This is a genomic window from Nocardia sp. CDC153, assembly GCF_035818515.1.
Lineage (GTDB): Bacteria > Actinomycetota > Actinomycetes > Mycobacteriales > Mycobacteriaceae > Nocardia.
Window position 1 is genome coordinate 257273 of sequence record NZ_JAYKYU010000003.1, and the last position, 26478, is coordinate 283750.

General features: G+C 68.8%; 21 protein-coding genes. 8 read left to right on the plus strand and 13 right to left on the minus strand.

The window, feature by feature from the left end; genetic code table 11:
* The first annotated feature begins 86 nt into the window (after positions 1–86).
* Positions 87–950 (plus strand): poly(ethylene terephthalate) hydrolase family protein, encoded by an 864-nt coding sequence (locus tag VMT65_RS18010; protein WP_326309435.1) that lies wholly within the window; start codon positions 87–89, stop codon positions 948–950.
* Between the two features lie 188 nt (positions 951–1138).
* Here the strand turns inward: VMT65_RS18010 and VMT65_RS18015 are convergent, their stop codons facing one another.
* The 4 genes from VMT65_RS18015 to VMT65_RS18030 all read right to left on the minus strand — a co-directional run bounded on the left by VMT65_RS18015 (position 1139) and on the right by VMT65_RS18030 (position 3979).
* Entirely contained in the window at positions 1139–2992 is a 1854-nt protein-coding gene (locus VMT65_RS18015) for a hypothetical protein (protein ID WP_326309436.1), read from the minus strand.
* Positions 2992–3321: a hypothetical protein gene (locus VMT65_RS18020; protein WP_326309437.1), complete on the minus strand. Its 330-nt coding sequence runs from the start codon at positions 3319–3321 to the stop codon at positions 2992–2994. The genes VMT65_RS18015 and VMT65_RS18020 overlap by 1 nt, the downstream gene beginning before the upstream one ends.
* Before the next feature lie 37 nt (positions 3322–3358).
* A complete protein-coding gene (locus VMT65_RS18025) occupies positions 3359–3667 on the minus strand; it encodes a DUF6802 family protein (RefSeq protein ID WP_326309438.1) in 309 nt (102 codons plus the stop codon).
* A gap of 105 nt (positions 3668–3772) precedes the next feature.
* Complete coding sequence (locus tag VMT65_RS18030; protein WP_326309439.1) at positions 3773–3979, minus strand: PspC domain-containing protein; 207 nt, start codon at positions 3977–3979, stop codon at positions 3773–3775.
* Positions 3980–4095: 116 nt separating this feature from the next.
* Here VMT65_RS18030 and VMT65_RS18035 point away from each other — a divergent pair, with 116 nt between their 5' ends.
* Together VMT65_RS18035 and VMT65_RS18040 are read left to right on the plus strand one after the other, a co-directional pair.
* On the plus strand, positions 4096–5739 hold the full coding sequence (locus tag VMT65_RS18035; RefSeq protein ID WP_326309440.1) for an ABC-F family ATP-binding cassette domain-containing protein: 1644 nt from the start codon (positions 4096–4098) through the stop codon (positions 5737–5739).
* A gap of 7 nt (positions 5740–5746) precedes the next feature.
* Entirely contained in the window at positions 5747–6892 is a 1146-nt protein-coding gene (locus VMT65_RS18040) for an aminotransferase class I/II-fold pyridoxal phosphate-dependent enzyme (protein ID WP_326309441.1), read from the plus strand.
* A gap of 9 nt (positions 6893–6901) precedes the next feature.
* On the opposite strand, the gene VMT65_RS18045 is transcribed toward VMT65_RS18040, so the two are convergent.
* The 6 genes from VMT65_RS18045 to rplM all read right to left on the minus strand — a co-directional run bounded on the left by VMT65_RS18045 (position 6902) and on the right by rplM (position 12464).
* Positions 6902–7987, minus strand: a complete 1086-nt coding sequence (locus VMT65_RS18045) for a TIGR03857 family LLM class F420-dependent oxidoreductase (protein WP_326310290.1) — start codon at positions 7985–7987, stop codon at positions 6902–6904.
* A 50-nt stretch (positions 7988–8037) separates the two neighbouring features.
* Positions 8038–9168 (minus strand): phosphotransferase family protein, encoded by a 1131-nt coding sequence (locus VMT65_RS18050; protein ID WP_326309442.1) that lies wholly within the window; start codon positions 9166–9168, stop codon positions 8038–8040.
* 87 nt (positions 9169–9255) lie between these two features.
* The gene (locus tag VMT65_RS18055; protein ID WP_326309443.1) at positions 9256–9948 is read right to left on the minus strand and encodes a TetR/AcrR family transcriptional regulator; all 693 of its coding nucleotides are present in this window, start codon (positions 9946–9948) and stop codon (positions 9256–9258) included.
* A gap of 17 nt (positions 9949–9965) precedes the next feature.
* Complete coding sequence (gene glmM, locus VMT65_RS18060) at positions 9966–11342, minus strand: phosphoglucosamine mutase (protein WP_326309444.1); 1377 nt, start codon at positions 11340–11342, stop codon at positions 9966–9968.
* Positions 11343–11508: 166 nt separating this feature from the next.
* On the minus strand, positions 11509–12024 hold the full coding sequence (gene rpsI, locus VMT65_RS18065; RefSeq protein WP_326309445.1) for a 30S ribosomal protein S9: 516 nt from the start codon (positions 12022–12024) through the stop codon (positions 11509–11511).
* Entirely contained in the window at positions 12021–12464 is a 444-nt protein-coding gene (gene rplM / locus VMT65_RS18070; RefSeq protein WP_326309446.1) for a 50S ribosomal protein L13, read from the minus strand. Before rplM ends, rpsI begins: the two co-directional genes overlap by 4 nt.
* A gap of 322 nt (positions 12465–12786) precedes the next feature.
* On the opposite strand from rplM, the gene VMT65_RS18075 reads away from it, so the two are divergent.
* Positions 12787–13407 carry a hypothetical protein gene (locus tag VMT65_RS18075; protein WP_326309447.1) on the plus strand — a complete coding sequence of 207 codons (621 nt, stop codon included), beginning with the start codon at positions 12787–12789 and terminating at the stop codon, positions 13405–13407.
* Here VMT65_RS18075 and VMT65_RS18080 read toward each other — a convergent pair.
* Positions 13324–16197: a hypothetical protein gene (locus VMT65_RS18080; protein ID WP_326309448.1), complete on the minus strand. Its 2874-nt coding sequence runs from the start codon at positions 16195–16197 to the stop codon at positions 13324–13326. The genes VMT65_RS18075 and VMT65_RS18080 overlap by 84 nt on opposite strands.
* Before the next feature lie 79 nt (positions 16198–16276).
* Positions 16277–19036 carry an FHA domain-containing protein gene (locus VMT65_RS18085; protein ID WP_326309449.1) on the minus strand — a complete coding sequence of 920 codons (2760 nt, stop codon included), beginning with the start codon at positions 19034–19036 and terminating at the stop codon, positions 16277–16279.
* Positions 19037–19135: 99 nt separating this feature from the next.
* Between VMT65_RS18085 and VMT65_RS18090 the strand changes: the two genes are divergently transcribed.
* Positions 19136–20614, plus strand: coding sequence for a metallopeptidase (locus tag VMT65_RS18090; protein ID WP_442790263.1), 1479 nt, complete (start codon positions 19136–19138; stop codon positions 20612–20614).
* A gap of 128 nt (positions 20615–20742) precedes the next feature.
* Here the strand turns inward: VMT65_RS18090 and VMT65_RS18095 are convergent, their stop codons facing one another.
* The gene (locus tag VMT65_RS18095) at positions 20743–22089 is read right to left on the minus strand and encodes an FHA domain-containing protein (RefSeq protein WP_326309450.1); all 1347 of its coding nucleotides are present in this window, start codon (positions 22087–22089) and stop codon (positions 20743–20745) included.
* Positions 22090–22245: 156 nt separating this feature from the next.
* Here VMT65_RS18095 and VMT65_RS18100 point away from each other — a divergent pair, with 156 nt between their 5' ends.
* Genes VMT65_RS18100 through VMT65_RS18110 form a run of 3 tightly spaced genes read left to right on the plus strand, consistent with a single transcriptional unit; the run spans position 22246 to position 26398 of the window.
* Positions 22246–23823 carry a serine/threonine-protein kinase gene (locus VMT65_RS18100; protein WP_326309451.1) on the plus strand — a complete coding sequence of 526 codons (1578 nt, stop codon included), beginning with the start codon at positions 22246–22248 and terminating at the stop codon, positions 23821–23823.
* A gap of 35 nt (positions 23824–23858) precedes the next feature.
* Positions 23859–25169 (plus strand): DUF7373 family lipoprotein, encoded by a 1311-nt coding sequence (locus VMT65_RS18105; RefSeq protein ID WP_326309452.1) that lies wholly within the window; start codon positions 23859–23861, stop codon positions 25167–25169.
* A gap of 14 nt (positions 25170–25183) precedes the next feature.
* A complete protein-coding gene (locus VMT65_RS18110; protein WP_326309453.1) occupies positions 25184–26398 on the plus strand; it encodes a DUF7373 family lipoprotein in 1215 nt (404 codons plus the stop codon).
* The last annotated feature ends 80 nt before the right edge of the window (positions 26399–26478 follow it).

Sequence of the window (26478 nt, forward strand, 5' to 3'; positions counted from 1 at the left end):
CGGGATGACACCCCCGCATGAATCCGAGTCGATATCCGACCGGGCGAAACGCCCCAAGTACATGTTGATCGGATAGGTTCTAGTCCGTGTCGGCGTCTGTGAAATCGCTCCTGAGCACTCTGACCCTGCGCGGCCCGCATGAGGTGCTGCGCGGGAACCTCGGCATCGCCGGGCTGCCCGGGGTGGTGTACACGCCCGGGAAGGGGCTCAATCTGCCCGCGGTGGCGTTCGGGCACGGCTGGCTGACCGGGGTCGGCAACTACCGGCGACTGTTCGAGCATCTGGCCTCCTGGGGATATGTGGCCGCCGCGCCCGACACCGAACGCGGACCGATCCCCTCGCACCTGAACCTGGCGACGGATCTGCTGACCACCCTGGACATCTGCATCGGTGTGCGGTTGGGCGCGGGCAATATCAGCGTCCACCCCGACCGCCTGGCCCTGGCCGGGCACGGCATGGGCGCGGGCGCGGCCGTCATCGCCGCCTCGCAGCGCGAGGTGGCCGCCGTCGCCGCCCTCTACCCCGCCCCGACCGCCCCCTCCGCCGCGGCGCTGGCCCCCAAGGTCGACGCCCCCGCCCTGATCCTGGCCGGTGCCACCGATATCGACGCGGTCAGCTCCGACGCCATCCCGCTGGCCTCGGCCTGGGGCGAGGGCGCCATCCTCCGCTCCCTGGACAAGGCCACCCACAACGGCATGGTCGAGGGCCGCCGCGCCCTGGCCGCCCTCGGCGCGGGCAAGCACGAGCCCAAAACCGAACGCCTCACCCGAGCCCTTCTCATCGGCTACCTCAACTACACCGTCCTGGGCGACAAGAAATACAAACCCTTCGCCGACCCCGAAGCCGTCATCCCCCACACCCAACTCGTAGACCCCGACGCCACCGAAGACGAACCCGACCAGCCCCAAAAACTCCCCGTCCTCCAACTGATCCAGGCCCTCCGCAAGTAGCGCCAGCCACCGTCCAGACCACCCAGCGCCGGAGCGGCACTTGGCCGCGTGTCACGCTCCCCGCGGCGGCGAAATCTCCAGCGGCGCGGAACTATCCAGCGGTAGCGCTCGCGCGGCGGATTCGGCGGCATACGATGAGGTGGCGGCAAGCTCAGGAGGCCATGCGCCGGACGGAGAAGGTGCCCACCTCATGGCTGCGCAGCGGGAGTTGGCGGTAGCTCCGGGATTTCGACACCACCCTCTGGGATCTCGGTTGTCTGGTCGGGAGCGAGCAGCGTCGGCGCGGGTGTCGGCGGCTGGGTCGCGTCTCCATTGGCGAATGGTGGGTCGACCGGCGCGGGCGGTGTCGGGGTGTCCGGTGGCGCGAGCACGGAGGGGTCCGCAGCATGCTCGCCGGGGGACGGCGAAACCTCCGGCGGCACGGAACTATCCGGTGCTGGCGCTGGCGCGGCGGGTTCGGGACCGGTGGGGCAGGCGGGCGGGGCTTGGTTCGCACCGGGCTGCGGTGACTCGCCCTCATTGAGTGCGGGACAACCGTCCGGCGACGGGGTGGCCGGCCCGTCGGGCGCGGCACCGGTCCGTGGTGTGCAGTCGGGCTGCGCGGGAGTGGTCGGTTGGGGCTCGTGGGCCGCGCTGGGCTGTGGCGACTCGACATGCTCAGGCGAGCTGGGCGGGGAGTCGGTGGATGTGAGGGTGGGATTGCCGTTCTGGTCGAATGTGACCGTGTAGGTGTGGGTTTGGCCGGACTCGTCGGTGATGGCGAGGGTCAGGGTGCCGTCGGGGGTGCGTTCGAGGAGGAAATGTTTTCCGGCGAGGTCGAATTCGAGACGGCCGGACGGGAGGGACAGAGCATCCACGTGGGGCTGCTCGAAATTGGGAGCAGCGTCGGGTTTGGGGGTTGAGTCGGAATTGGGGTCCGAGGCGGGGTCGGAGTTGGTTGAGGGGGTTGGGATTTGGGTCGTGAGGGAGCCGAGCTTCTCGAGGGCTGCGGTGATGCCCTGTTGGAAGCCGGTTTCGAGCTTTTCGAGGGTGTCTTTCAAAGTTCGGGCAAACTGGTCGGATTGTGGCTGGGTGGCTTCCGAACTCGTCGACGAAGCAGGCAGTAAGGACGCCGGTTCAGTGGCAGCTGCCGGTTCGGTCGAATCGGACTGGGCGGCTGTGGTTTCGGGCGAGATGGCGGGCGTTGGCGAATAGGCGGCCCCGGGCGTCGTCTGTTGCGGCCGGGGAACCATTGTCGGCTGCGACGACACCGGATAGGGCGATGATGATGCCGCCGGGTAGGACTGGGTCGGAAGTTGTTGGGATGGGGGTGGATTCGGGGTTGGGGTCGGGTCCGGTTGGGGCAGGAGGGCCGGGGAGGGTTGGGGGTAGGGGTGGTCGATGACCTGGGTGAGGGCGGTGAGGATGGTGCGGTAGTGGGATTCGAAGGCGTGGTGGGTGGCGTCGCAGGCGGCGGTGAAGGTGGTGAGTTTGCGCTCGACGTCGGGGCGGAAGGTGGTGGTCATCCAGTGGTCGTCGCCGATGGAGATGAGGGCGTCGACATCGTCGGGGGTCTTGCCGTCGATGGACACGCGACCCTCACCGGAAGCCGTGGGTTCGAGAAGGGCGAGGGCGACCTCGGCCTTGGCGAGCACCGATTCGCGGAGCGGGTCGATGGCAGCGGCGAGTGCGGTGCAGGCGGTGCGCGCCGCGTCGAGATCCTCACGGGACCGGCGCAATTGGGAATTCACGATGGCGGCGGCTTCGGGGCCGGTCGCGCCGGTCCAGGCGGCGGGCAGACCCGCTGCCAGAGCTCGATGGGATGCCCAACGAGTCTCGGCGTCGGTCATCGCCTCGTCCAATGCGGCCCGGGCGGCGTCGAATTCAGCGAGGTCGGCACCGCGCTGCTCGTCGTAGCGGGCATAGAGGTCGGGGAGCGCCGGGCCGTGAGAATCGCCGAAGGCCTTGGCGTACAGGGGAAGAAAATGCTCCCAATACCGCAGACCCGGCGCACCGTAATCGAGAATCCGATCGACGGACTGCCCAGAGGCATCGAAATTCATCACCCCACCTCGCCGCGGTCGGTGGCACCTACGAGCGAAGCGGCGCGCTCTCGGTCTATCCGGGCGTATTCGCCGGCGGCGCGGTCGAATACCTCCGCGGTCGCCGCCGAGGCCTCGGACCAGTAGCGCAAACAGGCCGCGATCCGTTCGAAGCCTTGGTGAATCGCCTTCCCCTGCATCGCGTAGTCGCGTCCCGCCGCGTGCCCACCGCAGGCATGCTCCCCCACCGCACGCGAATGCCGGTGCAGGGCAGTCGCATTCTCGCGCAGTGTCGCCGCCGCAGCGTGCAGGCTGGACACGCGCACGCCGAAATCAGCTGATCCGCCCATGATTCCCCCTCGAATTCCCCGTGAACCCCCGCCCCGTCTACTTGCCGAGGTGTCCGGTGTCTGTGCGCACCCATTCGGTGGTGCCGTCCGTATTGTGGTGGAATTCCCAGGCCGAGAAGTCTCCCCCGGTGTCCACCACGGTCACATGGTCGGCGAACCCGTCGTGATCCAGATCCGTCCACACCTGCATGGCGTGGTCGGTGCCGGTGGTCACGGTATCGAGTAGCCCATCACCGTCGAGATCCTGTGTGGGGTGCGACAACTCCACCGCACCCAGCTCGCCCAGTTCCGAATGTGCGTCGAAACCAGGCAGATCCAGCCCGGGCAGATCACCCGATGTGACCATGATGTGCGCTCCTCCGCAGTGACGTGGCTCTCATCCTGTCACCCGGGCGAACGCCCCGCATCACCTTCGATACCGAATGTGGATAACTCGCCCCCTGGGGATAACTCACCGCTTGGGGATGATGATCCAGAGCGCGATGTAGAGCAGGAACTGCGGTCCGGGCAGCAGGCAGGACGCCACGAACAGGATGCGAACCAGGTTGGCGTTCCAGCCGAGGTACTCGGCGAGGCCGCCACAGACGCCGCCGATCCACTTGTCGGTGTTCGAGCGGGTCAGGCGCTTGGTGGTCGAAGTGGGGTACTGGTTTGTCATGCCTCCACTGTGCCGAGTTCGATCATCGGCCACATCGGTCCCACGCCCCATTCCGACCCTGAACTTTCCGAGGCCCGAAATCAGGGTGGCACCCTGAACACGGCAGAATCCCCCTGGTGAGCACCACTCTGCATGCGCGCGGCCTGGCCGCCGGACACGGTGAGCGGATCCTGTTCTCCGACCTGGACCTGATCCTCGCCCCCGGCGATGTGATCGGGCTGGTCGGCGTGAACGGCGCCGGGAAATCCACGCTGCTGCGCATGCTCGCCGACGGCCACGCCCCCGAGGGCGAGATCGTGCTCAGCCCGCCCGACGCCACCGTCGGCTACCTGGCCCAGGAGCCCGAGCGCGTCCCGGGCGAGACCGTCCTGGAATTCCTGCGCCGCCGCACCGGCGTGAGCGCCGCCCAGCAGACCATGGACGCCGCCGCCGAACGCCTCGCCGACGGCGGCGCGGACGAGTACTCCCCCGCCCTGGAGCGCTGGCTCGCCCTCGGCGGCGCGGACCTGGAGCAGCGCGCCGAGGAGGTCGCCGCCGACCTCGGGCTGGCCGAAAGTCTCCCGCACGGCCTGGACACCCCCATGACCGTGCTCTCCGGCGGTCAGGCCGCCCGCGCCGGACTGGCCTCGGTCCTGTTGTCCCGCTTCGACATTCTGCTGCTCGACGAGCCCACCAATGACCTGGACCTGGACGGCCTGGCCCGCCTGGAACAGTTCGTGACCGGCGTCCGCGAGCCCCTCATGGTGATCAGCCACGACCGGGAGTTCCTGGCGCGCACCGTGAATCGCATTGTCGAACTGGATCTGGCCCAACAGCAGGTCGGCGTCTACGACGGCGGCTACGAGTCCTATCTGGAGGAGCGGGCCGTCGCCCGCCGCCACGCCCGCGAGGCGTACGACGAATACGCCGACACCAAGGCCGGTTTGGAAGCGCGGGCGAATATGCAGCGCAACTGGATGGAACACGGTGTCCGCAATGCCCGCCGCAAGTCGAAGGCGGATTCGGACAAGATGGGCCGCAAGGCCCGCGCGGAAGCCACCGAGAAGCAGGCGTCCAAGGTCAAGCAGACCGTGCGGCGCATCGAACGCCTGGAGACGGTGGAGGAACCACGCAAGGAGTGGGAACTGCGCATGTCCATCGCCGCCGCCCCGCGCAGCGGCGCGGTGGTGGCCACCGTGTCCGGCGCGACCGTCAGCCGCGGCGACTTCACCCTGGGACCGGTGACTGTGCAGGTGGATTGGGGCGACCGCATCGTCCTGACCGGTGCGAACGGCGCGGGCAAGTCCACTTTGCTGTCCCTGCTGCTCGGAAAGACGAAGCCGGACAGCGGATCCGCCGCACTCGGTTCGGGCGTCGCCATCGGCGAGGTCGATCAGGCGCGCGGCCTGTTCCGCGGCACCGCCTCCCTCGCCGACACGTTCAGCGCCGAGGTCCCCGACTGGAACGAAGCCGATGTCCGCACCCTGCTGGCGAAATTCGGCCTGCGCGGCCCACATGTCATGCGCCCCAACGACACTCTCTCCCCCGGCGAGCGCACTCGCGCGGCCCTCGCGCTGCTCCAGGCCCGCGGCGTGAACCTGCTCGTCCTCGACGAACCCACCAACCACCTGGACCTGCCCGCCATCGAGCAGCTCGAGCAGGCGGTCGAATCCTTCGAGGGCACAGTGCTGCTGGTGACCCACGACCGCCGCATGCTCGACAATGTCCGGGCCACCCGCCGCTGGCACCTCAGCGACGGCACCCTCACGGAGACCCTCTAGGTAGACCATGCTCGTCCCCCGCCTGCGGCCCTACAGCACCTCGGTATTCGGTGAGATCTCCCAGCTGGCGGTGACGCACGGGGCCATCGACCTGGGCCAGGGCTTTCCGGATTACGAGGGCCCGCGGGCCATGCACGACGCCGCCCGCGCCGCCATCGCCACCGGCGTGAACCACTACACCTCGGCCAAGGGCCAACCGGTGCTGCGCGACGCCATCGTCGCCGAGCGTGCCCGGCATATGGGCGAAAAATACGACGCGGCAACGGAAGTGGTGGTGACCGCCGGTGCCACCGAGGCCCTGACCGCCGCCCTGCTCGGACTGGTGGAACCGGGCGACGAGGTGATCCTCATCGAGCCGTACTACGACTCGTATCCGGCCGCGGTAGCCCTGACGGGAGCCACGAGACGCACCGTGGCCATGGTCCCCGACGGCGACGGCTTCACCCTCGACCTCGACGAGCTGCGCCGCACCATCAACCCGAAAACCCGTCTGCTGGTGCTGAACTCGCCGCACAACCCGACCGGCTCACTGCTGAGCGACCACGATCTGCGCGCCATCGCCGAATTGGCTTGCGACCACGACCTTCCCGTGATCTCCGACGAGGTGTACGAACACCTGGTCTTCGACGCCATCCCGCACACTTCGATCGCCTCCCTCCCGGGCATGCGCGACCGCACCATCGTCATCTCCGGCCCCGCCAAGACCTTCAATGTCACCGGCTGGCGCATCGGCTGGGCCCTGGGACCCGAGCCACTGATCAACGCGGTCTTCGCGGCCAAGCAGTACCTGACCTTCGTGCCGCCGTCCCCGTTCCAGCCCGCCATCGCGCACGCGCTGGCGCACGAACAGCAGTGGGCCGCGGCGAATCGCGCCGCCCTCCAGCGCAAATACCGGACCCTCTCGACCGGATTGCGCGACCTGGGCTTCGATGTGAAGCGCAGCGCGGGAGGCTATTTCGTCTGCGTCGACGTCGGCACCGACGGCACCGCCTTCTGCCGCGACCTACCGGCCCGCGCGGGCGTGGCCGCCATCCCGGTCGCCGCCCTCTCCGCCCGCGGGAACTGGAACACCCTGGTCCGATTCGCCTATTGCAAAGAGGACGCGACGCTGCGAGATGCGATTACGCGGCTGAACGCTGCCGGGCATCCCTGAACCGCGCTGTCAGGCGAACTTTCCCGGGTTGGCGGCAACGGCCCGGGGCAGGGTGGGGCGGTTGGCGCGGTAGGCCGCGACCACCGATTCCAGTTCATGCGGGCTGGCGCCGTGCATGATCACCGAGTGGCAGCCGAGATCGTATTCGCGGGCGATCTTCTTCACGCACTGCTCGGGAGTGCCGTAGGCGGCCGAGGTGAGCCATTCGGCGGGGATCATGGCGTCGAGCCGTTGCAGGGTTTCGAAGGAGGCCGAGGCGTCGATCGGGCCCGCGGCCGCGGCGTTCTGAAAGAGCTCGGTGGCGCGAATCCGCTCCCACACCTGGGGATCCCAGCCGTTGGCGGACACCAGGATGTCGGCATAGGCCTGCAGGTAGGTGATGAGTCGGCCGGTGCGGCGGCGCAGTTGATCCTCTTCGGACAGCGCGTCGCTGGCGGTGGCCAGACAGGACCAGATTCGGACGCTGTCGGGGTCCTTGCCCGCGCGTTCCGCGCCCCGGCGCACGGCCGCAATGGAATTCGCGGTCGCCTCGTCGGAGAAGAAGGTGTGGAGCACGACGAAGTCGCCGATCTCACCGGCCAGTTCCATGGTCTTGGGGCCGACGGCGACGAAACCGATCGGGGGCGCTTCGTCGAGGCCGTTCTGGTGGTAGAGCACCGGCCATTTGCCCGCGGGGCCATCATGATTCACGATCGTCTCGCCCGCCCACAGGCGGCGCAGGATGCCGACGAAGTCGCGCAGCCGCGCCTCGGTGACGGTGGGCAGGCCGATCGCCTTCCAGTTCGCGGCCATGCCGCGGCCGAACGCCATGGCGTAGCGGCCCTCGGTGAGGGCCTGCATGGTCGAACCCATGGTCGCGGTCACCATGGGGTGGCGGGTGTGGTGGTTGGTCGCGGCCGCCGCGATTCCGAGATCGGTGGTGCAGCCCGCGAGGCCGCCGGACAGGACCGCGGAGTCCTTGACGGTCATGCGCTCGCCGATCATGCAGGAGCCCAGGCCGATCCGCTCCGCGTCGCGGGCCTCCGGGATCAGGACGCGCGCGTCGGCCGGGTGCCGGGTGATGCAGTAGTAGGCCAGTTCATTGAGTTGTTCGATCACGAGAGTTGTGCTTTCCCAGAGGTTTTCGACAGCGAAGGGACGGGCGATCAAGCGCCGAGCTCGGCGAGCATCTGCTCGACGATCGATTTGTGGTGCAGCAGCACCTCGATGTCGTCGGGCCGCGCCATCTCGCCGAAGTGGATCTGGCGGCCGCCGGCGCGCAGAAAGACGACGGCGTAGTTCAGGGCGGCGAACATCGTGTACCAGGTGAGGTCGGCGAGCTCGACCCCCGAGTGCTCGGCGTAGGCGGCGCGCACGTCCTCCTCACGCATGAAATCCGGCATGCCGGGCAGGCCGAAGGTCTTGGCGATGCCGTGAAAGACGCGGTGCCCGAACACGATCCACGCCACGTCGAGCTCCCGCGGTCCGATGGTCGCCATCTCCCAGTCGAGCACCGCGACCGGCGTGAAGTCCCGGTACATGACATTGCCGAGTCGCGCGTCACCCCAGGACAACACGGTGTCGCCGGTCGACTCCGGAAGATTGTCCCCGAGCCACTTCAGGATTCGCTCCACCAGCGGCGACGGGCCGGTGTCGCGAACCGAGTACTCGTACCAGGCCCGGGCCCGGTTCAGGTTTCGCTCGAGCAGGCTGGAGCCGGGCTGGCGCGGGTCCAGGAAGGCGAAAGTGGTTGCCGCGTCCGGGATCGCGTGCAGCGCGGCCAGCGTCCGGATCGTGCTGTCCTGGAGCCGGCGCTGTTGCTCGGGGTCGGCGTCGAAGAGCCAGTTGTCGCCGAAGGTGTAGGGCATGACGTCGGGCGGCACCAGGCCCTCGATCCGATCCATCAGCAGAAACGGCGTGCCCAGCACGTCACCGGTCGGCTCGAGGAACCGCACCCGCGGCACGCGAACATCGCTGGCCTCGGCCACGATTCGCATGACCTCGAACTGGTCCGGGAGGCTGTAGTGCTCGTAGACGGGAAAGTCCTCCGGGGCCGGAACGACCCGCGCGATCAACTCGGCGATTTGCTTCTCGCCGCCTTCCGACCAGGTGAGGGTCAGTGTCAGGGTCTCCGCGGACATGCCGTTGCTGTCGATTCCGGAGCCGAGTGTCAGCTCCGGATCCGCGCCCTCGGGCAGCTGGGTGGCCAGCCATGCGGTGAGGCGCGGAATCAGGGCGGCGGTGTCGCGGCTGCTGCGCTGCAGCCGCATGCCCTGCTCATCGGGAGACGGAGACATGAGTCACTCCTGACTGGATTGCGAAAGCTGGAGTAACAGTGGACCTCTCGCCCGCAATTGTCAACGAAGGTTCTCAAAGAGTAAGCGTCACTGCAGGTAGATCGCGAGCGCATCGACCAGACAGTCGCGCGCACGGTCCAATTCCGCCTCGGAGGACAGTCGTCGCTCGCTATAGATGCCGCGCATGGCCATGGGAATCAGCGCCTGAACCCGGTGCACCTTGTCCGAATCCAGCGACAGGTCCGCGAGCGCGTAGACGAAGACCCGCAACCACGCGTCCTCGTACCGGGCCATGGCGGCCGTCGTCAGCGGCAAGGTCGACCGCCGTTCGCCCTGATCACTGGGCAATCCGGCCCGCAGCGTCTCGACCGCCCGCCCCTCGGGACTGTTCAGAATGTCCCAGATGGCGTCGACCAGCTCCGAAACCCGCTCCCGCACCGAACCGGTGATCTGCGGCCAGGGGCTGTTGGCACCGCTGCGATCGGTCAACTCCCCCAGTACCGCCGCCCACAGCCCGTCGATATCCCCGAACTGATGCTTGAGCGTCCCCCAGCTGACCCCCGCCTCCTTGGCCACCCGATTGGCCGACAGCGGTTCGCCGCCGCCATCGGCCAGACATCCGATGGCGACATCGAGCAGCCGCTGCCGGGTTTCTCGGCCCTTCCGATTGAGTCGAGTCCCGGCCGCGGATTGCATTGTCTCGGAGCCGGATTGCACTGCCCCGGGCCCGGATTGCATTGTCTCGGACCCGGATTGCACGGTCGAACTCGCTTCGGTCATGGCCACTTGCGTCCGGATCAGACGGCGGCGACCAGCTTGGCCAGATTGTCGGCCAAATGATTGGCCTGGGTGGGGTCGGTGGCCTCCACCATGACGCGCACCAGCTGCTCGGTTCCGCTGGGGCGCAGCAGGATTCGACCGGTGTCGCCGAGCAGACGCTCGGCCTCCGCGACCGCCTCCAGCACCGACGGCGCGGCGGCGACGGCCGCCTTGTCCGACACCGGCACATTGATCAGCACCTGCGGCACCGTCCGCACGATGCTCGCCAATTCCGCCAGCCCACGGCCGGTTTCGGCCATCCGGGCCATCAGCTTCAGACCGGTGAGCACGCCGTCCCCGGTGGTGCCGAACTTCGGGAACACCACGTGCCCGGACTGCTCACCGCCCAGGGTGTAGCCGCCCGCGCGCAGGTCCTCGAGGACGTAGCGGTCGCCGACGGCGGTGGTGCGCACCGTGATTCCGGCCTCGCGCATGGCGATGTGCAGACCGAGATTGCTCATGACGGTGGCGACGAGTGTGTTCTGGGCGAGCTCGCCGGCGTCGCGCATGGCCACCGCCAGCACCGCCATGATGGCGTCGCCGTCGACCACCGCGCCGGTGGCGTCCACGGCCAGGCAGCGGTCGGCGTCGCCGTCGTGGGCGAGTCCGAGGTCCGCGCCGTGCTCACGCACCGCGGCCTGCACCTGCTCCAAATGCGTGGAGCCGCAACCGTCGTTGATGTTCAGGCCGTCGGGTTCGGCATTGATGGCGATGACCGTCGCCCCCGCCTCGCGGTAGGCGGTCGGCCCGACCTCGGAGGCCGCGCCGTGCGCGCAGTCCACGACCACGGTGAGCCCGCGCAGGTCCCGCCCGGTGGCCTGCACCAGATGCTCGACGTACCGCTCGTGCGTGCCCTCGAGGCTGTACCGGTCGTGCACGTCGTAGACGTGCCCGCCCAGGCCCGGGTTGCCGAGCACCCGACCGATGGCCGCGCCGGTGGGCCGCAGATAGGTCCCCTCGTCGATCAGGGCCTCGATGCGGTCCTCGATGGCGTCGTCCAGCTTGTGCCCGCCCGCGGCGAAGATCTTGATTCCATTGTCCGGCATGGGATTGTGCGAGGCGGAGATCATGACACCCAGGCAGGCGTCGTACAGGCCGGTCAGGTACGCGACGGCGGGCGTCGGCAGCACACCGACCGACAGCACGTCCACGCCCGCGGCGGTCAGGCCCGCGGTGACCGCAGCCTCCAGCATCTCGCCGCTCGCGCGCGGATCACGCCCGACGACGGCCAGCGCGCGCTTCTTCCCCCGGCTCAAGACCTGCGCCGCGGCCGACGAGACCCGCAGCGCTAGTTCCGGACTCAATGATTCATTCGCGAGCCCACGCACACCGTCGGTGCCGAACAAACGTCCCATTTACCTCAACACCCCTGCTGGTTACCGGTCGATACAGCACGAGAGCAGGCGCCCAACCGGTCCGAAAACCGTTGCCGGGAGCCTGCTCTCGTACAGGTTGCCGTATAGACCGTACCGTGCCCGGCCTTCGAGAAGACCGGGCACGGTCGAGCCGTACGGCGCAATATCAGCGCTTCGAGTACTGAGGCGCCTTGCGGGCCTTCTTGAGGCCGTACTTCTTGCGCTCGGTGGCACGCGGGTCACGAGTCAGGAAGCCAGCGCGCTTGAGGGCCGGACGGTCCTCCGGGGTGACCTCGATGAGGGCACGCGCGATGGCCAGGCGCAGGGCGCCGGCCTGACCCGACGGGCCGCCGCCGACCAGGCGAGCGTGGATGTCGAAGGTCTCGGTGCGCTCGACGGTGACGAGCGGGGACTTCACCAGCTGCTGGTGCACCTTGTTCGGGAAGTAATCCTCGATGGTGCGGCCGTTCAGCACGAAGTTGCCGGAACCCGGCACCAGGCGCACGCGGACCACGGCCTCCTTGCGGCGGCCGACGGTCTGGACCGGACGGTCGATGACGACCGGAGCGGCGGTGTAGGAGGTGTACTCGGCCTCGGCCTCGTAACCGTCACCCTCCTCGACAACCTCCACGGCGGTGTCCTCGACGACGTAGTCGTCGTTGAATTCTTCGGGAGCGGTCACTGGGCCACCTGCTTGATCTCGAAGGGGATGGGCTGCTGGGCGGCGTGCGGGTGGTTCGGGCCCGCGTAGACCTTCAGCTTGCGAATGATCTGGTTGCCCAGCTTGTTCTTCGGGATCATGCCCTTGACGGCACGCTCGACCAGACGGTCGGGGCGGGTGTCCAGGATCTGGCCCACGGTACGGCCCTTCAGACCACCCGGGTGACCGGAGTGGGTGTAGAGGACCTTGTCTTCGCGCTTGTTGCCCGAGACGGCGACCTTGTCGGCATTGATGATGATGACGAAATCGCCACCATCGACGTTCGGCGCGTAGGTCGGCTTGGTCTTGCCGCGCAGCAGGTTCGCAGCCTGCACGGAAAGACGGCCGAGCACTACGTCAGTGGCGTCGATGACGTACCACTTGCGGGTCACGTCACCGCCCTTGGGGCTGTACGTAGGCACAGTGCATCCCTTGTCTGTCGTAGGTGTTGCCAGCCAAGCGTGTGGTCGAGCTGATCCCGGCGGCCTGGCGGAGACCCGGGGCTCGTGCGACAACCGGTTGCCCGGCCGTACCGCACGCCAACGGAAGAGACTACCAGCGACCACCGGCCCCCTTCGAATCGGCCCGAACCGACGACGGCCCGGCAGATCTCGAGTGAGTTACATCACACCGTAAGTGGAATAGGTTCCTCCGTTACGAGCATTGAATTGGGAGAAACGGGTACCGCTGTGGCGGTCGAGTGTCGTTGCCACTGGAGTCAGTCGTTTGCCAATGGAGGCCGCCATGGCGATCAGCATCAATCCGAGCCACCCGCGCGCCCGGTCCATGCGCTGGATTCTGCTCACCGTGGTGACCGGCAGCCTCGTCTTCCTCGTGCCCTGGATCGCGTATCTGTCGGTCAGCCTGCCGTCGGAGCGACAGGTGGATCAGTGGGACATCGCCTGGGTGGGCTTCGACTTCGCACTGGCCGCAGCGATCGGCATGACCGCGTGGAACGCGTGGCGGCGACGGCAGGTGTTCATTCCGTGGGCCATGATCACCGGCACGCTGCTGGTCGCCGACGCCTGGTTCGACATCGTGCTGGATTGGAACAGCCCGGATCTGTGGTTCGCGCTGCTGTCCGCCGGAATCGGGGAGCTGCCGCTGGCCGCGCTGCTGTTCTACGCGTCGTGGCGGGTGCTGCGGCTGACCATCGAACGCGCGTGGGTGCTGACCGGCCACACCGGACCCGCGCCGCGCCTGTCGCGAATCCAGTTGGGCGTGACCACCGGATGGCAGGTGCCCGACGGACTCGCGGCGAATGGGTCGGCGATGAACGGGTCAGATGTGCACGGGCGGACCGGGATCGACACCCCGTACCGGTCCCGGCACGGTGTAGCGCAGCGTGTCGATGCCGAAGCGTAGGCAGTCCAGGTCCCTCGGATCACCCACGGTGGCGATGCCCGCATGCGGCGAGCCCGACACGAACGGGGTGACGGCACAGGATTCATTGACCGGACGGACTGCCGCCCGCACCTGAACCACCGTGTCGGACCTCTGAACCACCGTGTTGGACACCGGGGCCGCCGAGCTTTGCTCGCGCGCGTCCGCGTGCATGCCCATCACCGATAGCGCGGCCGCGCCGATGATGATCGGCGCCCCGAAGGGCTTGCGCATCTTGCCCCACAGCTTGCCCTTGCGCTGCTTGCGATCGCCCTCGCCGCCGGATTCCGAATCCGACTGCCCTGCGGCATCTTCCGGCGATTGCGGATTCTGCTGGCGCGCCCCCGTGGACATCGCCCCACCGTACATCGCGCCGGGCTGACCAGGAGCGTTTCCGCCGGATCCAGCAAAACCCCCGCGACCCGAACCGGACGTATCCCCCTCGGGCCCATAGCCACCGGACGCCCCGGGAGCGCCGTAGCCGCCCTGGCCGTACCCGCCCTGCTGCCCGTAACCACCGGGTGATCCGTAGGTCCCGGCCTGGCCATACTGCCCACCGGCCCCCGGCTGCGCGCCGCCCGGCCCGTAGGGACCGGCACCGCCCTGCGCACCGACTTCGGCCCCGGAAGTATTTGCTGTACCGTAGCCCTGACCGCTCGGATACCCGGAAGCCCCTGCGCCCGACCCGGATTGACCGGTCCCGTAGGAACCACCCGGTCCGTACGCAGCGCCGCCCTGACCATAGCCGCCGGGCTGCGCGCCCTGGCCGTAGCCGCCGCCCACCTGGGCTCCACCCTGGCCACTCGATTGACCACCCTGCGGGCCGTAGCCGCTCGCGTGTTCACCCGGGCCATAGCCGCCGCCGGGCTGGCCTTGCTGGGCGGAACCTCCCGCGCCACCGGGCGAACCCTGGTGCGCGGCACCCGAACCCGGACCGTACCCGCCCTGCTGGGCATAGCCGCTCGCCTGATCGCCCGAGCCGTAGCCGGACTGGCCCTGCTGCGCAGGGCCGCCCGCGGTGCCCGGGCCGCCGTGTGAACCCGCTTGCGCGGCAGCGGACCCCGGACCGTACCCGGCCTCGGCACCCACGCCCGGGCGGCCGTAGCCCTGCGGGCCCGCGGCGGCATCGATCTGGTCGCGACCCACGACGGCCGTCATCTGATCATCGGCGGGCGAGCCCGGCGGCCGCATGAACCGCCCGCCCACGCCCTCCAGCCCGGCGGGCAGCGGACCGCGCCCGCCGACGACGGGCTGCGACCCGGTATTCGGGCCTTCGGGGCGCGAAACCCCTTGGCCCGCACCGCCGGACTGATCGGCCGGAGCCTCGTGCCGGCCGTGCGCGAAAATCCCCGCCTGCGCGGTGCCGGAGATCCCCGCCTGCTTGGCCAGCCGCGCGATCTCCTCCGCGGTCATGTGCTGGGTCACCCCGCCCGGACCGGTGTTCACGCCCCCGCCGGAACCCGCGATCGCGCCCTGAGATGCCGCCTCCTGTGCGGAGATTCGCCGCGTCACTCCCTCGGCGGCCGGATCGACCGTGGCCTGCGGGCCGGTTCCGGCACCACGACCCGACTGCGCACCGGTCGCGAACGCCGCTTCCTCCGCGCTCAGGCGGCGGGTCTGCCCGGCCGAGTCGACCACCGGCTGCGGGCCCGTGGCCGGTCCGCCGGTCGGCGCGGAAACCGGGCGCGACGCGGCGGATTCGGGCCCGGGCGGTGAATCCATGTGCCGGGGAACCATTTCCGGCTGTTGGGCCAACGGTTCGGGCTGCCGTTTCAGGGGCTGGCCCGGGTCCGGGGTGGCGGGTACGTGGCGTGGACCCTGCTCGACCGGGCGGGATTCGGCCTTACCCGCCGCGGATCCGGCTGCGGCCGAGGCACTCTGACCCGCGGGGCGGGGCGCACTCGCGGGCGGGGCGGCGGGGCGGTCGTAGGCCGGGTCGCCTTCGCTGTCGGCGACCAGGAGATGTGTCGCGCCCAGGACGAGGGCGTGCATGGGATGGTCGGCGACCTGGAAGCGGTGGCCGAGATGGTTCTGGAAGGCCAGGCGCAGTGCGTCGTTGAAGCAGACATTGCCGGTCAACAGCACCGTCGAGGTGTCGGCATTGATGGCGCGGGCCGCGGCCATCACCTCGATGACCACATTGTCCGCGGCGTGCGCCTCGTGCAGGGCCTCGGCGGTAATGGCGACGCTCACCGATTCGGTGGGCTCCTCGTCATTGCCGTGCACGGCGACCACCAGGCATTCGCGGCCGTCGGAGTAGACGCCGACCGCGCCGACGGCGGGACCGCGCCCGGGCGCGCGGACCACGCCCAGGGCGCGCACATAACCGGAGAGCGCGACGGATTCGGGCAGCGGTTCGGCGGGCACGCCGAGTTGCTCGACCAGCCGCACGAATTCGTCGACCTTGGGGTCGGGCCATTCGTCCGGAAACGGCAGCGCCACCACATCGGGCTGCGCGCCCAGGTGTTCCACGATCCCCGCGAGCGGATTGTGCATGCGCGCCCGGAACACCAGCTCGGCGGGCCAGGTCGCCCCGGCCACCACGATCTGCGGATGCCCGATGATGTCGCGCACATCCGAGATGGCGATGCCGACGTCGGGCCGCCGGTCCACCCCGGCGGTGTGTAGCCGCCCGGATGAATCGGCGAGCAGATACGCGGGCGGTGTATACGTGCCCTCGACCTGGACCGGGCGGATGGGCGAGCCGCCGCCACCGGCGGCCACCGACACCACGTCCCAGCCGAGATGCACTGCCCCAACTCGAGCCGTCACAGTCATCAGTCTGCCTGCTCGGTCCGTCGCGTGCGCGACCGATTCCTACTTCGCACCCCCGGCCTGCGCGAATCGCCGATCACGCCGCCGACTTCCGCAGCCGCAGGCGCGACCAGGTGAACAGGGCGAGCAGGATGGCGATCCCGGCCAGCACGGACACGTCCAACGACCACGCGGCCACCGTGTGCTTCCAGAAATGGTCCTTCTGCGCGGCGTCCGAGGCCGACAGCTCCGGCAGGTTCACCGTGGACGCGCCCGCCGAATAACCCCAGCGCGACGGGAACAGCCAGGAAAGCTGATCCAGCACAACGCGACCCGTCACCGGGATCATGCCGCCCGCCATCACCAGCTGCGCCATGATGATCACCACCAGCAGCGGCATGACCTGCTCGTTGGACCGGGCCACCGAGGACAGCGCCAGCCCGAGCACCACGCAGGTCACCGCGGTCAGCGCGACATCGAGATAGAGCTCGGCGATGCCGCTCGGAATCACCGAACCCTTGCTCGGCGGCTTCTTCACCGCCAGCACGATGCCGATCATGACCGCCGACTGCAGCAGCGCGGCAAGGCTGAACACCACGACCTTCGACATCAGATACGCCCCGGACCGCAGCCCGACCGCGCGCTCGCGGTAATAGATGGCCCGCTCGCCGACCAGATCGCGCACGGTGAGCGTCGCGCCCATGAAGCACGCGCCCAGGATGAGCACCACCAGCAGCTGTTGCGCCTCACCGTTGTTGGCGCGCACGAAGCTGCCGTCCGGAGCCTGCACGAAGCCGACCGACTCGAAGCCGTTCTTGCCCTGCACGACCAGCGAGAGCGCACCGAGCACGAACGGCAGGATGCCCAGGAACGCCAGATAGCCGCGGTCGGCGAAGATGAGCCGCAGCTGTCGCCGCGACAGCGTCGAGAACTGTTTGAGCGGACTGGATTTCGGCGCCTTCGCCCGCTCCACCGGCTGCACCGGCGCGGGCGGTTCCGCGAAGGCTTGGCGGGAGCGGTAATTCGCGAAGGCGCGATCCGGGTCGGCGGCGACGCGGCCGAAGATCTCGGCCCAGTCGTTGGTCCCCATGACGTGCCCGACGGTGCCCGGATGCCCGCAGAAGGCGGTCTTGCCGCCGGGCGCGAGCAACAGCACCTGATCGCACATGTCCAGGCAGGCAACCGAATGCGTGACCACGATGACGGTGCGCCCGGCGTCGGCCAGCTCCCGCAGCATGGTCATGACCTGCCGGTCCAGCGCCGGGTCCAGGCCCGAGGTGGGCTCGTCCAGGATCAGCAGCGAGGGGCCGGTGAGCAGCTCCATGGCCACCGAGGCGCGCTTGCGCTGACCGCCGGAGAGCCGGTCCACGCGGGTGTCGGCGTGCTGGGTGAGCGAAAGTTCCTTCAGCACATCGGCGATCACCTGCTGACGGTCGGCCTTGCTGGTGTCCGGTGGCAGGCGCAGCTGGGCGGCGAAGTTGAGCGCCTGCTTGACGGTGAGCTGGCGGTGCAGCACATCGTCCTGCGGCACCATGCCGATGCGGGAGCGCAGCGCCTCGTATTCGGCGTGCAGATTGCGGCCCTCGAAGGTGACCACACCCGCGGACGGATGCGTGGTTCCCGCAATGAGTTTCGACAGCGTCGACTTGCCCGCGCCGGAGGGCCCGATCAGCGCGGTCAGCGAACCGCGCCCGGCCTGCATGTTCACATCGATGAGCAGCTGCTTGTTGCCCTCGACGGTGAATCCGACACCGTGCACGTGCAGGCCCTGTTCGGCGACCGGCCGCTGGCGGCGGACCAGCGTGCCCTCCTGCACGACGAAGTCGACGTTGCCGATGGTGATGATGTCGCGTTCGCGCAGCAGCGTGCGCTGTTCGCGGCGGCCGTTGACGAAGGTGCCGTTGGCGGAGTTGAGATCCTCGATGGCCAGGCCCTGCCGGTCCGGCACCAGGCGCGCGTGGCGGCGCGAGGCCATCGGGTCGTTGACCACGATCTCGTTGTCGCTGGTGCGGCCGATGTTCAGGCCGTCGCGCGGAATCCGGTCGGCGCGCGCGATGGCGGCGGTGGAGGCGCGGGCCCGAATCGGCGGCAGGGCCGAGGTGTCGGCCTTGGTGGTCATATTGATGGCGTCGCCGCCGGGCGGCGGCGTATTCACCGGCGGGCGCGGCACATTCGGGGTGGGCGGGGTGCCCACCGGCGGAGTCTGCCGCTGCTGCACCGGATTCGGCTGATGCTGTGCCGGATTCTGCTGGTGCATCGGCCCGGAGGGCGGCCGGTTCACATTGGGCCGCTGCGCCACGTTCGGCCCGGCCTGCGCCACGTTCGGTCCGGCCTGCGCCGCGTTCGGATGCTGCCACGCCTGCGGCGGATTCGGCCGCTGCTGCACTGGCGGACGCTGCTGCGCGTACGGCGAATGCTGGCCCTGCGGCACCGGCTGCGGCTGCCCCACCTGGGGTTGCGGTCGCGACGGCGGCCGGTTCGGCGGCGGCGTCATGCCCTGACGCTGCGGCTGCGGCGGCTGCGGTCCCGGCGCGCCTCCCCGCGCGCCCTGCGGCAGCAGATGCAGCAGCGGCCCGCTGATCGCGTCGCCGAGCCGCACCTGGGTGGGCCGATTGATGACCAGTGGCGTGCTCAGCCGCCGGGCGTCCACGAAAACGCCGTTGGTGCTGCCATTGTCGGTGAGCATCCACGACCCGGCCTCGTAGCTGAGGGTCGCGTGCACCCGGGACACCAGCGGGCTGTCGACGAACAGCGTCACCTCCGGCGCCCGGCCCATGGTGATCTGCTGACTCGCGTCGAAGACCCGTTCGGTTCCATCATGACGCACGGTGATCTGCTGCGCCCCCGGTGAAGACATGGCGGAATAATAAGCGAAGGCCCCGAGGTCCGGCGTCGCGCTTATCGGCCGCCCGCCCAATTCGGGGAGGACAACAGGTCGGCCTGCGAGGGAGTAGACGTGGCGAGACGCCAGGGGGAGGTGGTGCGTGGACGCCGGTTCGAGGGGATTCGCCGCCTGCTCGTTGTGGCCGCGGTGTTGGTGGTCGCGGTCGCGATCCAGACCGGATGTACACGAACTGTTCACGGTCACGCCGTTTCCATCTACGACGACCCGTTCAAGGTAGCCGGTCTGCCCACCACGAGCGGTCCCAACGGTCCCCGCGCGGGCGTCCCGGATTCGTCGCTGACCGCACAGGATTCCGACGGCGGCGCGACCGACCACCTGGTGCTCAACGCGCTCGACGATATCCAGACCTATTGGCAGGGCGAGTTCCCGCAGGAGTTCGGCGGCACGTTCACTCCGATCGACAAGTTCATCTCCTGGAGTGCCAAGACGCCGCGCTCGCAGGCCGGACAGTTCTGCGGGCAATCCAGTTACCGACTCGTCAACGCCGCCTACTGCCGACTGGACAAATCGATCGGCTGGGACCGCGCCGTGCTGCTGCCCGCGGTCGCCGACGAGTTCGGGAAGATGTCGGTGGTCATGGTCCTGGCCCACGAGTACGGGCACGCGATCCAGGAGATGGCCAAGATCGTGAGCACCCGCACGCCGACCATCGTGAAGGAACAGCAGGCCGACTGTTTCGCGGGCGCGTTCATCCGAAATGTGGCCGAGGGCAAGGCCAAACACTTCACCATCAATACCTCCGACGGCCTGAATCAGGTGTTGGCCGCCACCGTCGCCTTCCGCGACGAGAATCCGGACGATCCACAGAGCGTGCACGGTTCGGCGTTCCAGCGCGTGACGGCGGTGCAGATCGGCTTCACCGATGGCCCGAAGGGCTGCAAGGCCATCGATCAGCAGGAAATCGACCGGCGCAGCGTCAATCTGCCGCAGGGCGTCAATGGCGATTCCGGGCAGAGCAAATCCGAGGTGAGCCAATCGGCGTTGCAGACCCTGGCCAAGGCGATGGCCACCATCCTGCCCATTCCGAAGGAGCCCGACTACAGCTATGAGACCGCGAAACTGAACTGCCGCAATGGAGCCGATACGGCGCCGGTGACCTACTGTCCGGCCACCAATGTGATCGGCACCGATGTGCCCGCGCTCCACGATCGCGGAATTTCCAATGCCGACGACCAGGATGCCCTGCCCGCCAACGTAACCGGCAGCTACACCGCCTACATCGTGTTCATCTCCCGCTACACCCTGGCGGTGCAGCATGCCGCGGGCGAGGCGCTGACCGGCGCGAAGGCCGGTCTACGGGCGGCCTGCCTGTCCGGTGTGATCACCGGAAAACTGGCCGATCCCAACAAATCACAGGGCATCACCCTGACTTCGGGCGATATCGACCAGGCCATCTCCGGCCTGCTCGCCGACGGCCTGGCCGCCAGCGATACCGACGGCAAAACGGTGCCCAGCGGCTTCGCCCGCGTAGACGCCTTCCGCGCAGGCGTTTTGGGCGACCAAACCACCTGCTATTCCCGATACGCGTAGGCCCTCCCGCATCTTGGCGCGGGCCCTCCGTCATCCCGGCGTGGTTTTGGCCGGGATCCACCCCTCCCGCTGTGGATTCCGGCCAAAAGCATGCCGGAATGACAAGGGAGCGGTACTGGTGCGGGCCCTCAGCCGAAGGGTGGGGGTGCGACGGGTTCGAGGCGCAGGACTCGGTTGCCGAGCATGACCTCGGTGCCCGTGATCAGGGTGACCGGTTGATTCGGTTGTAGGCGAACCCAGTCGCGGTAGCCGGGCGGGCGGATGCGGGTGCCGTTGGTGGAGCCGCGGTCGACGAGGGTGATATCCCAGTTGACCAGGCGGATTTCGGCGTGCACGCGCGACATGCCGCCGGAGTTGTCGTCGATGCGCAGGGGCACCAGGCCCGCCTTGGCCGCCTCGGACTGGTCCGGATCGCGTCCGACCACGGCGTCCGCGGCGACCATGTAGGTCATGCCGTCGTCGAGGATCAGCATGCCCAGCGGCGGCCGGATCACCTCGGCCACCGGCTGGGTCTGATCCACCGGCATGCCGCACACCGTGCAGAAGGCGGCGCGCGGATCGCTGGGATGCGCACGCGCGCACTTGAATCCGAGCACCTTGACGGTGAGCGCGGTCGCCTTGGCGGTCTGCTCGAGCCGGCGCTGCAGATCCGGGTCGGGTTTGGGCGCGGGGTTGGTGCCGCCGGTCTCGCCGGGGCCGCCCGCCTCGGTGGGCGCGTGGTGCAGGTCCAAGCCCTCGGTGCGCGGATCCGCCGGCAGCTCGAGGTCCGGATCCAGCCCCGCGGGAATCCGATTCGAGGTGCGCGTGGGAATCAGATTGGGGTCCAGGGGGATCGGCTCGGGCTCGCGATCCCGTTCGGCGTCGAAGGCCGCGGTCGGCGGTGGCGGTTCCACCGACCGCTGCCGCGCCCCGACCGGACGAGCGGGCCGCCGCGCGACCACCGGTTCCCCCTCGAACCACACCACCGCGCCCGCGGCGGGCGCGAGTCCCTCGATGAGCGAACCGATTCCGCGCTCGGGCAGCTCCGGCGGCCGCCGCCGACCCTCGTCGATGAACAGCGCCGCGGCCCGCGCGGGCGGCTCGGCCACCCGGTCCACGGTGAAGGCGGCATCGCTGCCGCGGTAGTACTCGACCGCCGATCCGGCCAGCAGCGCGGTCACCGACCCGTGCAGGAAGATGGCCAGACCACCGGTGTCGGCAATGGTGAGAATCCCGAATTCGAGGGGCTCCCCGGGCGAGATCCGCTCGGCGTCCCGCATCAGCCACCGGGTCGCCTGCCGCGCGACCAACCGCCCCGGCCCGTCCGGCGCCTGCTCGGTCGCCTCCGCGACCAGCTCACCCAGCGCCCGCGCGGCCACCACGGCCTTCGACTCGGGCGTGAGCCGCCCGCGCTCCCGGTGCGCGACCAGAATGACCGCACCGGCCACCCGGCTCAGCACATGGTCGCCCGCGACCACCTCGACCTGCCGGTCCATCAAGGGAACCGACCCCCGAGCAGCGCACGGCAGGGGTTGTTCAACACAGCACCCAGGTTACGTGCCCACCGACTTCGGGCCCCGCCGAGCCCGCGACGGTCCAGTATGCTCCGGCATGCACCGCTGCCCCGCCCAAACTTTCCAGGAGTTCGTTTCATGGCGATGAGTCCAGGCACCATCGTCGGCGGCTATCGGATTGTCCGCGTGCTCGGATCCGGTGGCATGGGCACCGTCTACCTGGCCAAACACCCGCAGCTGCCGCGCATGGACGCGCTCAAGGTGCTCTCGGTCGACCTCACGTCCAATCAGGAGTTCCGGGGCCGCTTCGAGCGCGAGGCGAATGTGGTTGCGGGCCTGGACCACCCGAATATCGTCGCCGTCCACAATCGCGGCGAGGAGAACGGGCAGCTCTGGATCGCCATGCAGTACGTCGAGGGCACCGACGCCTCGGCCGAGCTCAAGAACGATCCCACCGCGATGACGCCGCTGCGCGCGCTGGCCATTGTCACCCAGATCGGTCGCGGCCTGGACTACGCGCATCGGCGCGGCCTGCTGCACCGCGATGTGAAGCCCGCCAACTTCCTGCTCTCCAGCGCCGCCGACGGCGAGGAGGAGCGGGCCCTGCTCGCCGATTTCGGCGTCGCCAAGTCCACCGAGGACACCACCGAGCTCACCCAGACCGGCAGCTTCGTGGCCACCATCGCCTACGCGCCGCCCGAGCAGCTGTCCGGCCAGCCGCTGGACAACCGGGCCGATATCTACAGCCTCGGCTGCGCCTTCTTCAAGCTGCTCACCGGCCGAAACCCTTATCCGGCAACGCAACCGGCGCTGGTCATGATGGGCCATCTGCACGAGCCGCCGCCGCGCGCCACCGACGTCAACCCGCAGCTGCCCGCGACCCTGGACCAGGTGTTCGCGCGGGTCATGGCCAAGAACCCGGCCGAGCGCTACAACTCGTGCCGCGATTTCACCGAGGCCGCCGCCGCGGCGCTGGTGCCCGGCTACATGCCGGTGTCCACCACCACCTCGCCCACCTATCCGATCCAGGTGGCCCCGCCCGGCATGTTCGCCCCGCGCGGCGAAACCCACACCGGCGTACCGACTTCCGCGACCGAACCCATCACCGGGGTGCGGCCGCCGCGCAACCGCACGAAGTTGTACATCGGCGTCGGCGCGGCTGTCGTGGCGGTGGCGCTCGCGGTGGGCATCGGCATCGTGGCCACCGGCGGCGACGGAAACCACGGTGCCGCCCCGACATCCGCGAATGTCACGGCCGCGGCCGATGCCAATCTGAGCCCGGTGGACAAGGCGCGCAAGGACAATCCCGCCTTCGCGGGCAAGACCGTCACCATGGTCGATGTCACCGGCGCGCAGTTCAATACCAAATACAGCATCTATCTGGCCGGAACCCAGCAGGCGAAGTTCCTCGAGAGCCTCGGTTTCGTCTACAACAGCCAGTACCAGCCGAACGGCGACGAGACCTCGCCGCGCCCCGCCGACGGCTGGGGTTCGCTGAAGGTGCCCGACGATTCCTACATCATCGCGGTGCGCAGCGACGAGAAGGCGGGCGGCGGCGGCCTGCTCGGACTGCCCAGCGAGATCACCAGTTCCAAGGCCATAGTCATTCCGCTCGACGACGCGGCGGCGGTAGCGGCCGTGCGCGGCTGGACCCCCGATTCCACCCAGACACTGGTGAACAAGCTGGTCCCGGTGCTGCACAACCGGATCAAGTAGGGTTGCCCGCGAAAGATCGTCAGTCCGGGGGAACCATGCGCAAGCTCATTCGTGCGGCAATGCCCGCGGCCGTAAGAACGGCAATGCCCGCGGCCGTAAGAACGGCAATGCCCGCGGCCGTAAGAACGGCGGTGTCCGCGGTCGCGGTGACGGCGGTGGTGTGCGCCGCCGCCTGCGGCTCCGATTCCGCATCCGGTCCGGCCCAGCCGACCGAGCCGGTCATCGACCTGTCCAAGCTGGACACCGGCAACCTCGAGACCAAGCCCAAGCAGTACGGCAAGGCGGTCAATCTGGACCAGGCGAAGATCCTCGAGGCCGAGCGACTGGCGAACTATCTCCCGCTGCCCTCGGAGATCGAGCCCGAGGTGAAATATCCCGCCGACCCCTGGGGTACCGCGGTGCGACCGTTCATCGACTTCGGCTCGGCGGCTGTAAAGTCGCGCATCACGGCCGACCCGGGCGCGATGAACGCCGCCGCGCAGGGCTTCGTCTCCGGCTTCCTGATCGCCGGGAAATCGGACGAGGAAACGAATCTGTCCTATGAGCTCGAGAATGTCGTGCTCATCTTCAGCGATGAGCAGGCGGCGGCCGCGGCCGCGCCCGCGCTGGGGCAGGCCGACCTGGACGCCGACCCGCAACACCACCGGGTATCGATCGACAAGTACCCGGCGGCCTTCGCCTACGTGACCGACGATGCGGACCACTACGCGGCCGGTTATCTCCAATCCTGGTACGCGACCGGCAGATACGTCGTCTACACGCGCGTCGTCGACAATGTGATGGATGTGCTGCAGACCCGGGACCTGCCCAAACTGGTTGCGCACGTGCAGCACAGCATCGACGCCATCGCCCCCGCGGTCGCGAAGTTCCCGGCCACCCCGCAGGACAAACTGGCGGACCTGCCCATCGACCCGGACAACGTCATCGGCCGCGCCCTGTACACCGTCGTCGACGATCCGTCCGAGGCCGGTATGCCCGGCGTCTACGACCGACAGGGCGGCCTGCAACTGGTGCAGGGCGAGGACGAGATCAAGCTCTTCGACGAGGCGGGCGTGGACCGTGTCGCGTGGAAGGGCAACTACGTCTACCGCGCGCGCGATGCCGCCGGTGCGGCGCAGATCGTCGACCAGCACAGCCGCCTGACCCGCACCTACGTGCGCGCCGAGTCGCCGCAGAATCTGCCGAACGCGGTGTGCCGCAAGTACACCGGGCCGACGGCGGGCGCGCTGCCGTACTACTGCTTCGTCTGGCACGACCGCTACGCCGCCGAGGTGTCGGCCGGTCAGCTGTTGGACGCCCAGCAACGCATATCCGCGCAGTACGCCATGCTGGTCAACGCGAAGTGAGGGGGGAGCTCATGGTGTCACGACGAATTCGATTGGCCGCCATCGCCATCGGCCTCACCGCGTTGGCCGGATGCGGCACGCATGTGGACGGAACCGCACTACCCGGCGAAATCGATGTCCGCACTTTGGATGTCGGCAATTACCCGGTCAATCCGCTGGAAACCCGTTACCACTACTACCCGGACCTGTTCAGCGGCGCGGTGCTGGCCCAGATGCGGCTCGACGGGCAGGTGGTGACCGGTCCGGAGATCGATCCGGGCCAGAAGTACGGCACCGGATCGAACGGATTCGACAAGGCCGAGGACGCCGCGCACATTCTGGCCAAGGTCTCGCAGCCGGTGCTGGAGGCCGATCACATGCTGTTCGGCTTCGCCACCGGCAGCGCCGACAAGCCCAGGGACCAGAACGGCGATCTGGCGGCGGGCAGCGCGCACACGCTCACCGTGGTCATGCAGTTCCCGGACGCGGCCACGGCGACCAAGGCGGCCGCCGAGCTCGAGGATGTCGACTTCCAGGTCGCGGCGGATCTCAACCAGCGGGTCCCGCTCGCGAAATACCCTGATGCCCATAGTCATTGGCGGCCGGGCATCGCGACCCTGGGATCGTTTCTGGCACATGACAGTTACGTCGTCAATACCATGGTCGGGGTCAAGGATCCGGACCTCGCGTCGTTGACCGACCTCACCCAGAAGATCTATGACGCCCAGCTGCCGTTGTTGGACGCGCTGCCGCCGCTGGATCGCGAGGGCATGCTGCGCCTGAAGTGGGATCCGGACGGCATGCTGCGACAGGTGTTGAACCCCAACGGGTTCGGCATACCCGACTACGACAGCGAATTCGTCTCCGGCGAGCGCGGCTTCCTGCATCGGGTGAACGACCAGAGCCGCTGGCGGCAACTGGTGTCGGACGGCGGCGTGGACCGCTTCGCGCTCAGCGGCTCGGCCTTCGAGGGTCCGAGCCTGCTGTTCCGGGCCCGCGATCCGGAGGCGGCCCGTAGGTTCGCCGCCGAGAGCCTGGGCACCGCCTTCCCGGGCGCGGTCGACGCCCCGCCGAAGGTGCCCGACACCCAGTGCGGTGAGGGCAAGTCCGACACCCTCAATGACAAGAAGCGCTACCGCTGCGCAATCGCCTATCGACGCTTCGTGGCGACCGTGGATTCCGATCAGCTCTCCGACGTCTATCAGCGGGCGGCGGCGCAGTACGCGCTCATGGCGAATAGCACCTGGTAACAGCTCTGTGAGCTTCCTCTCGCGTGGAGGTTCTCACCCTCACCGGATTGGCACTGGTCAGGGGCACCGATCCTTGGATA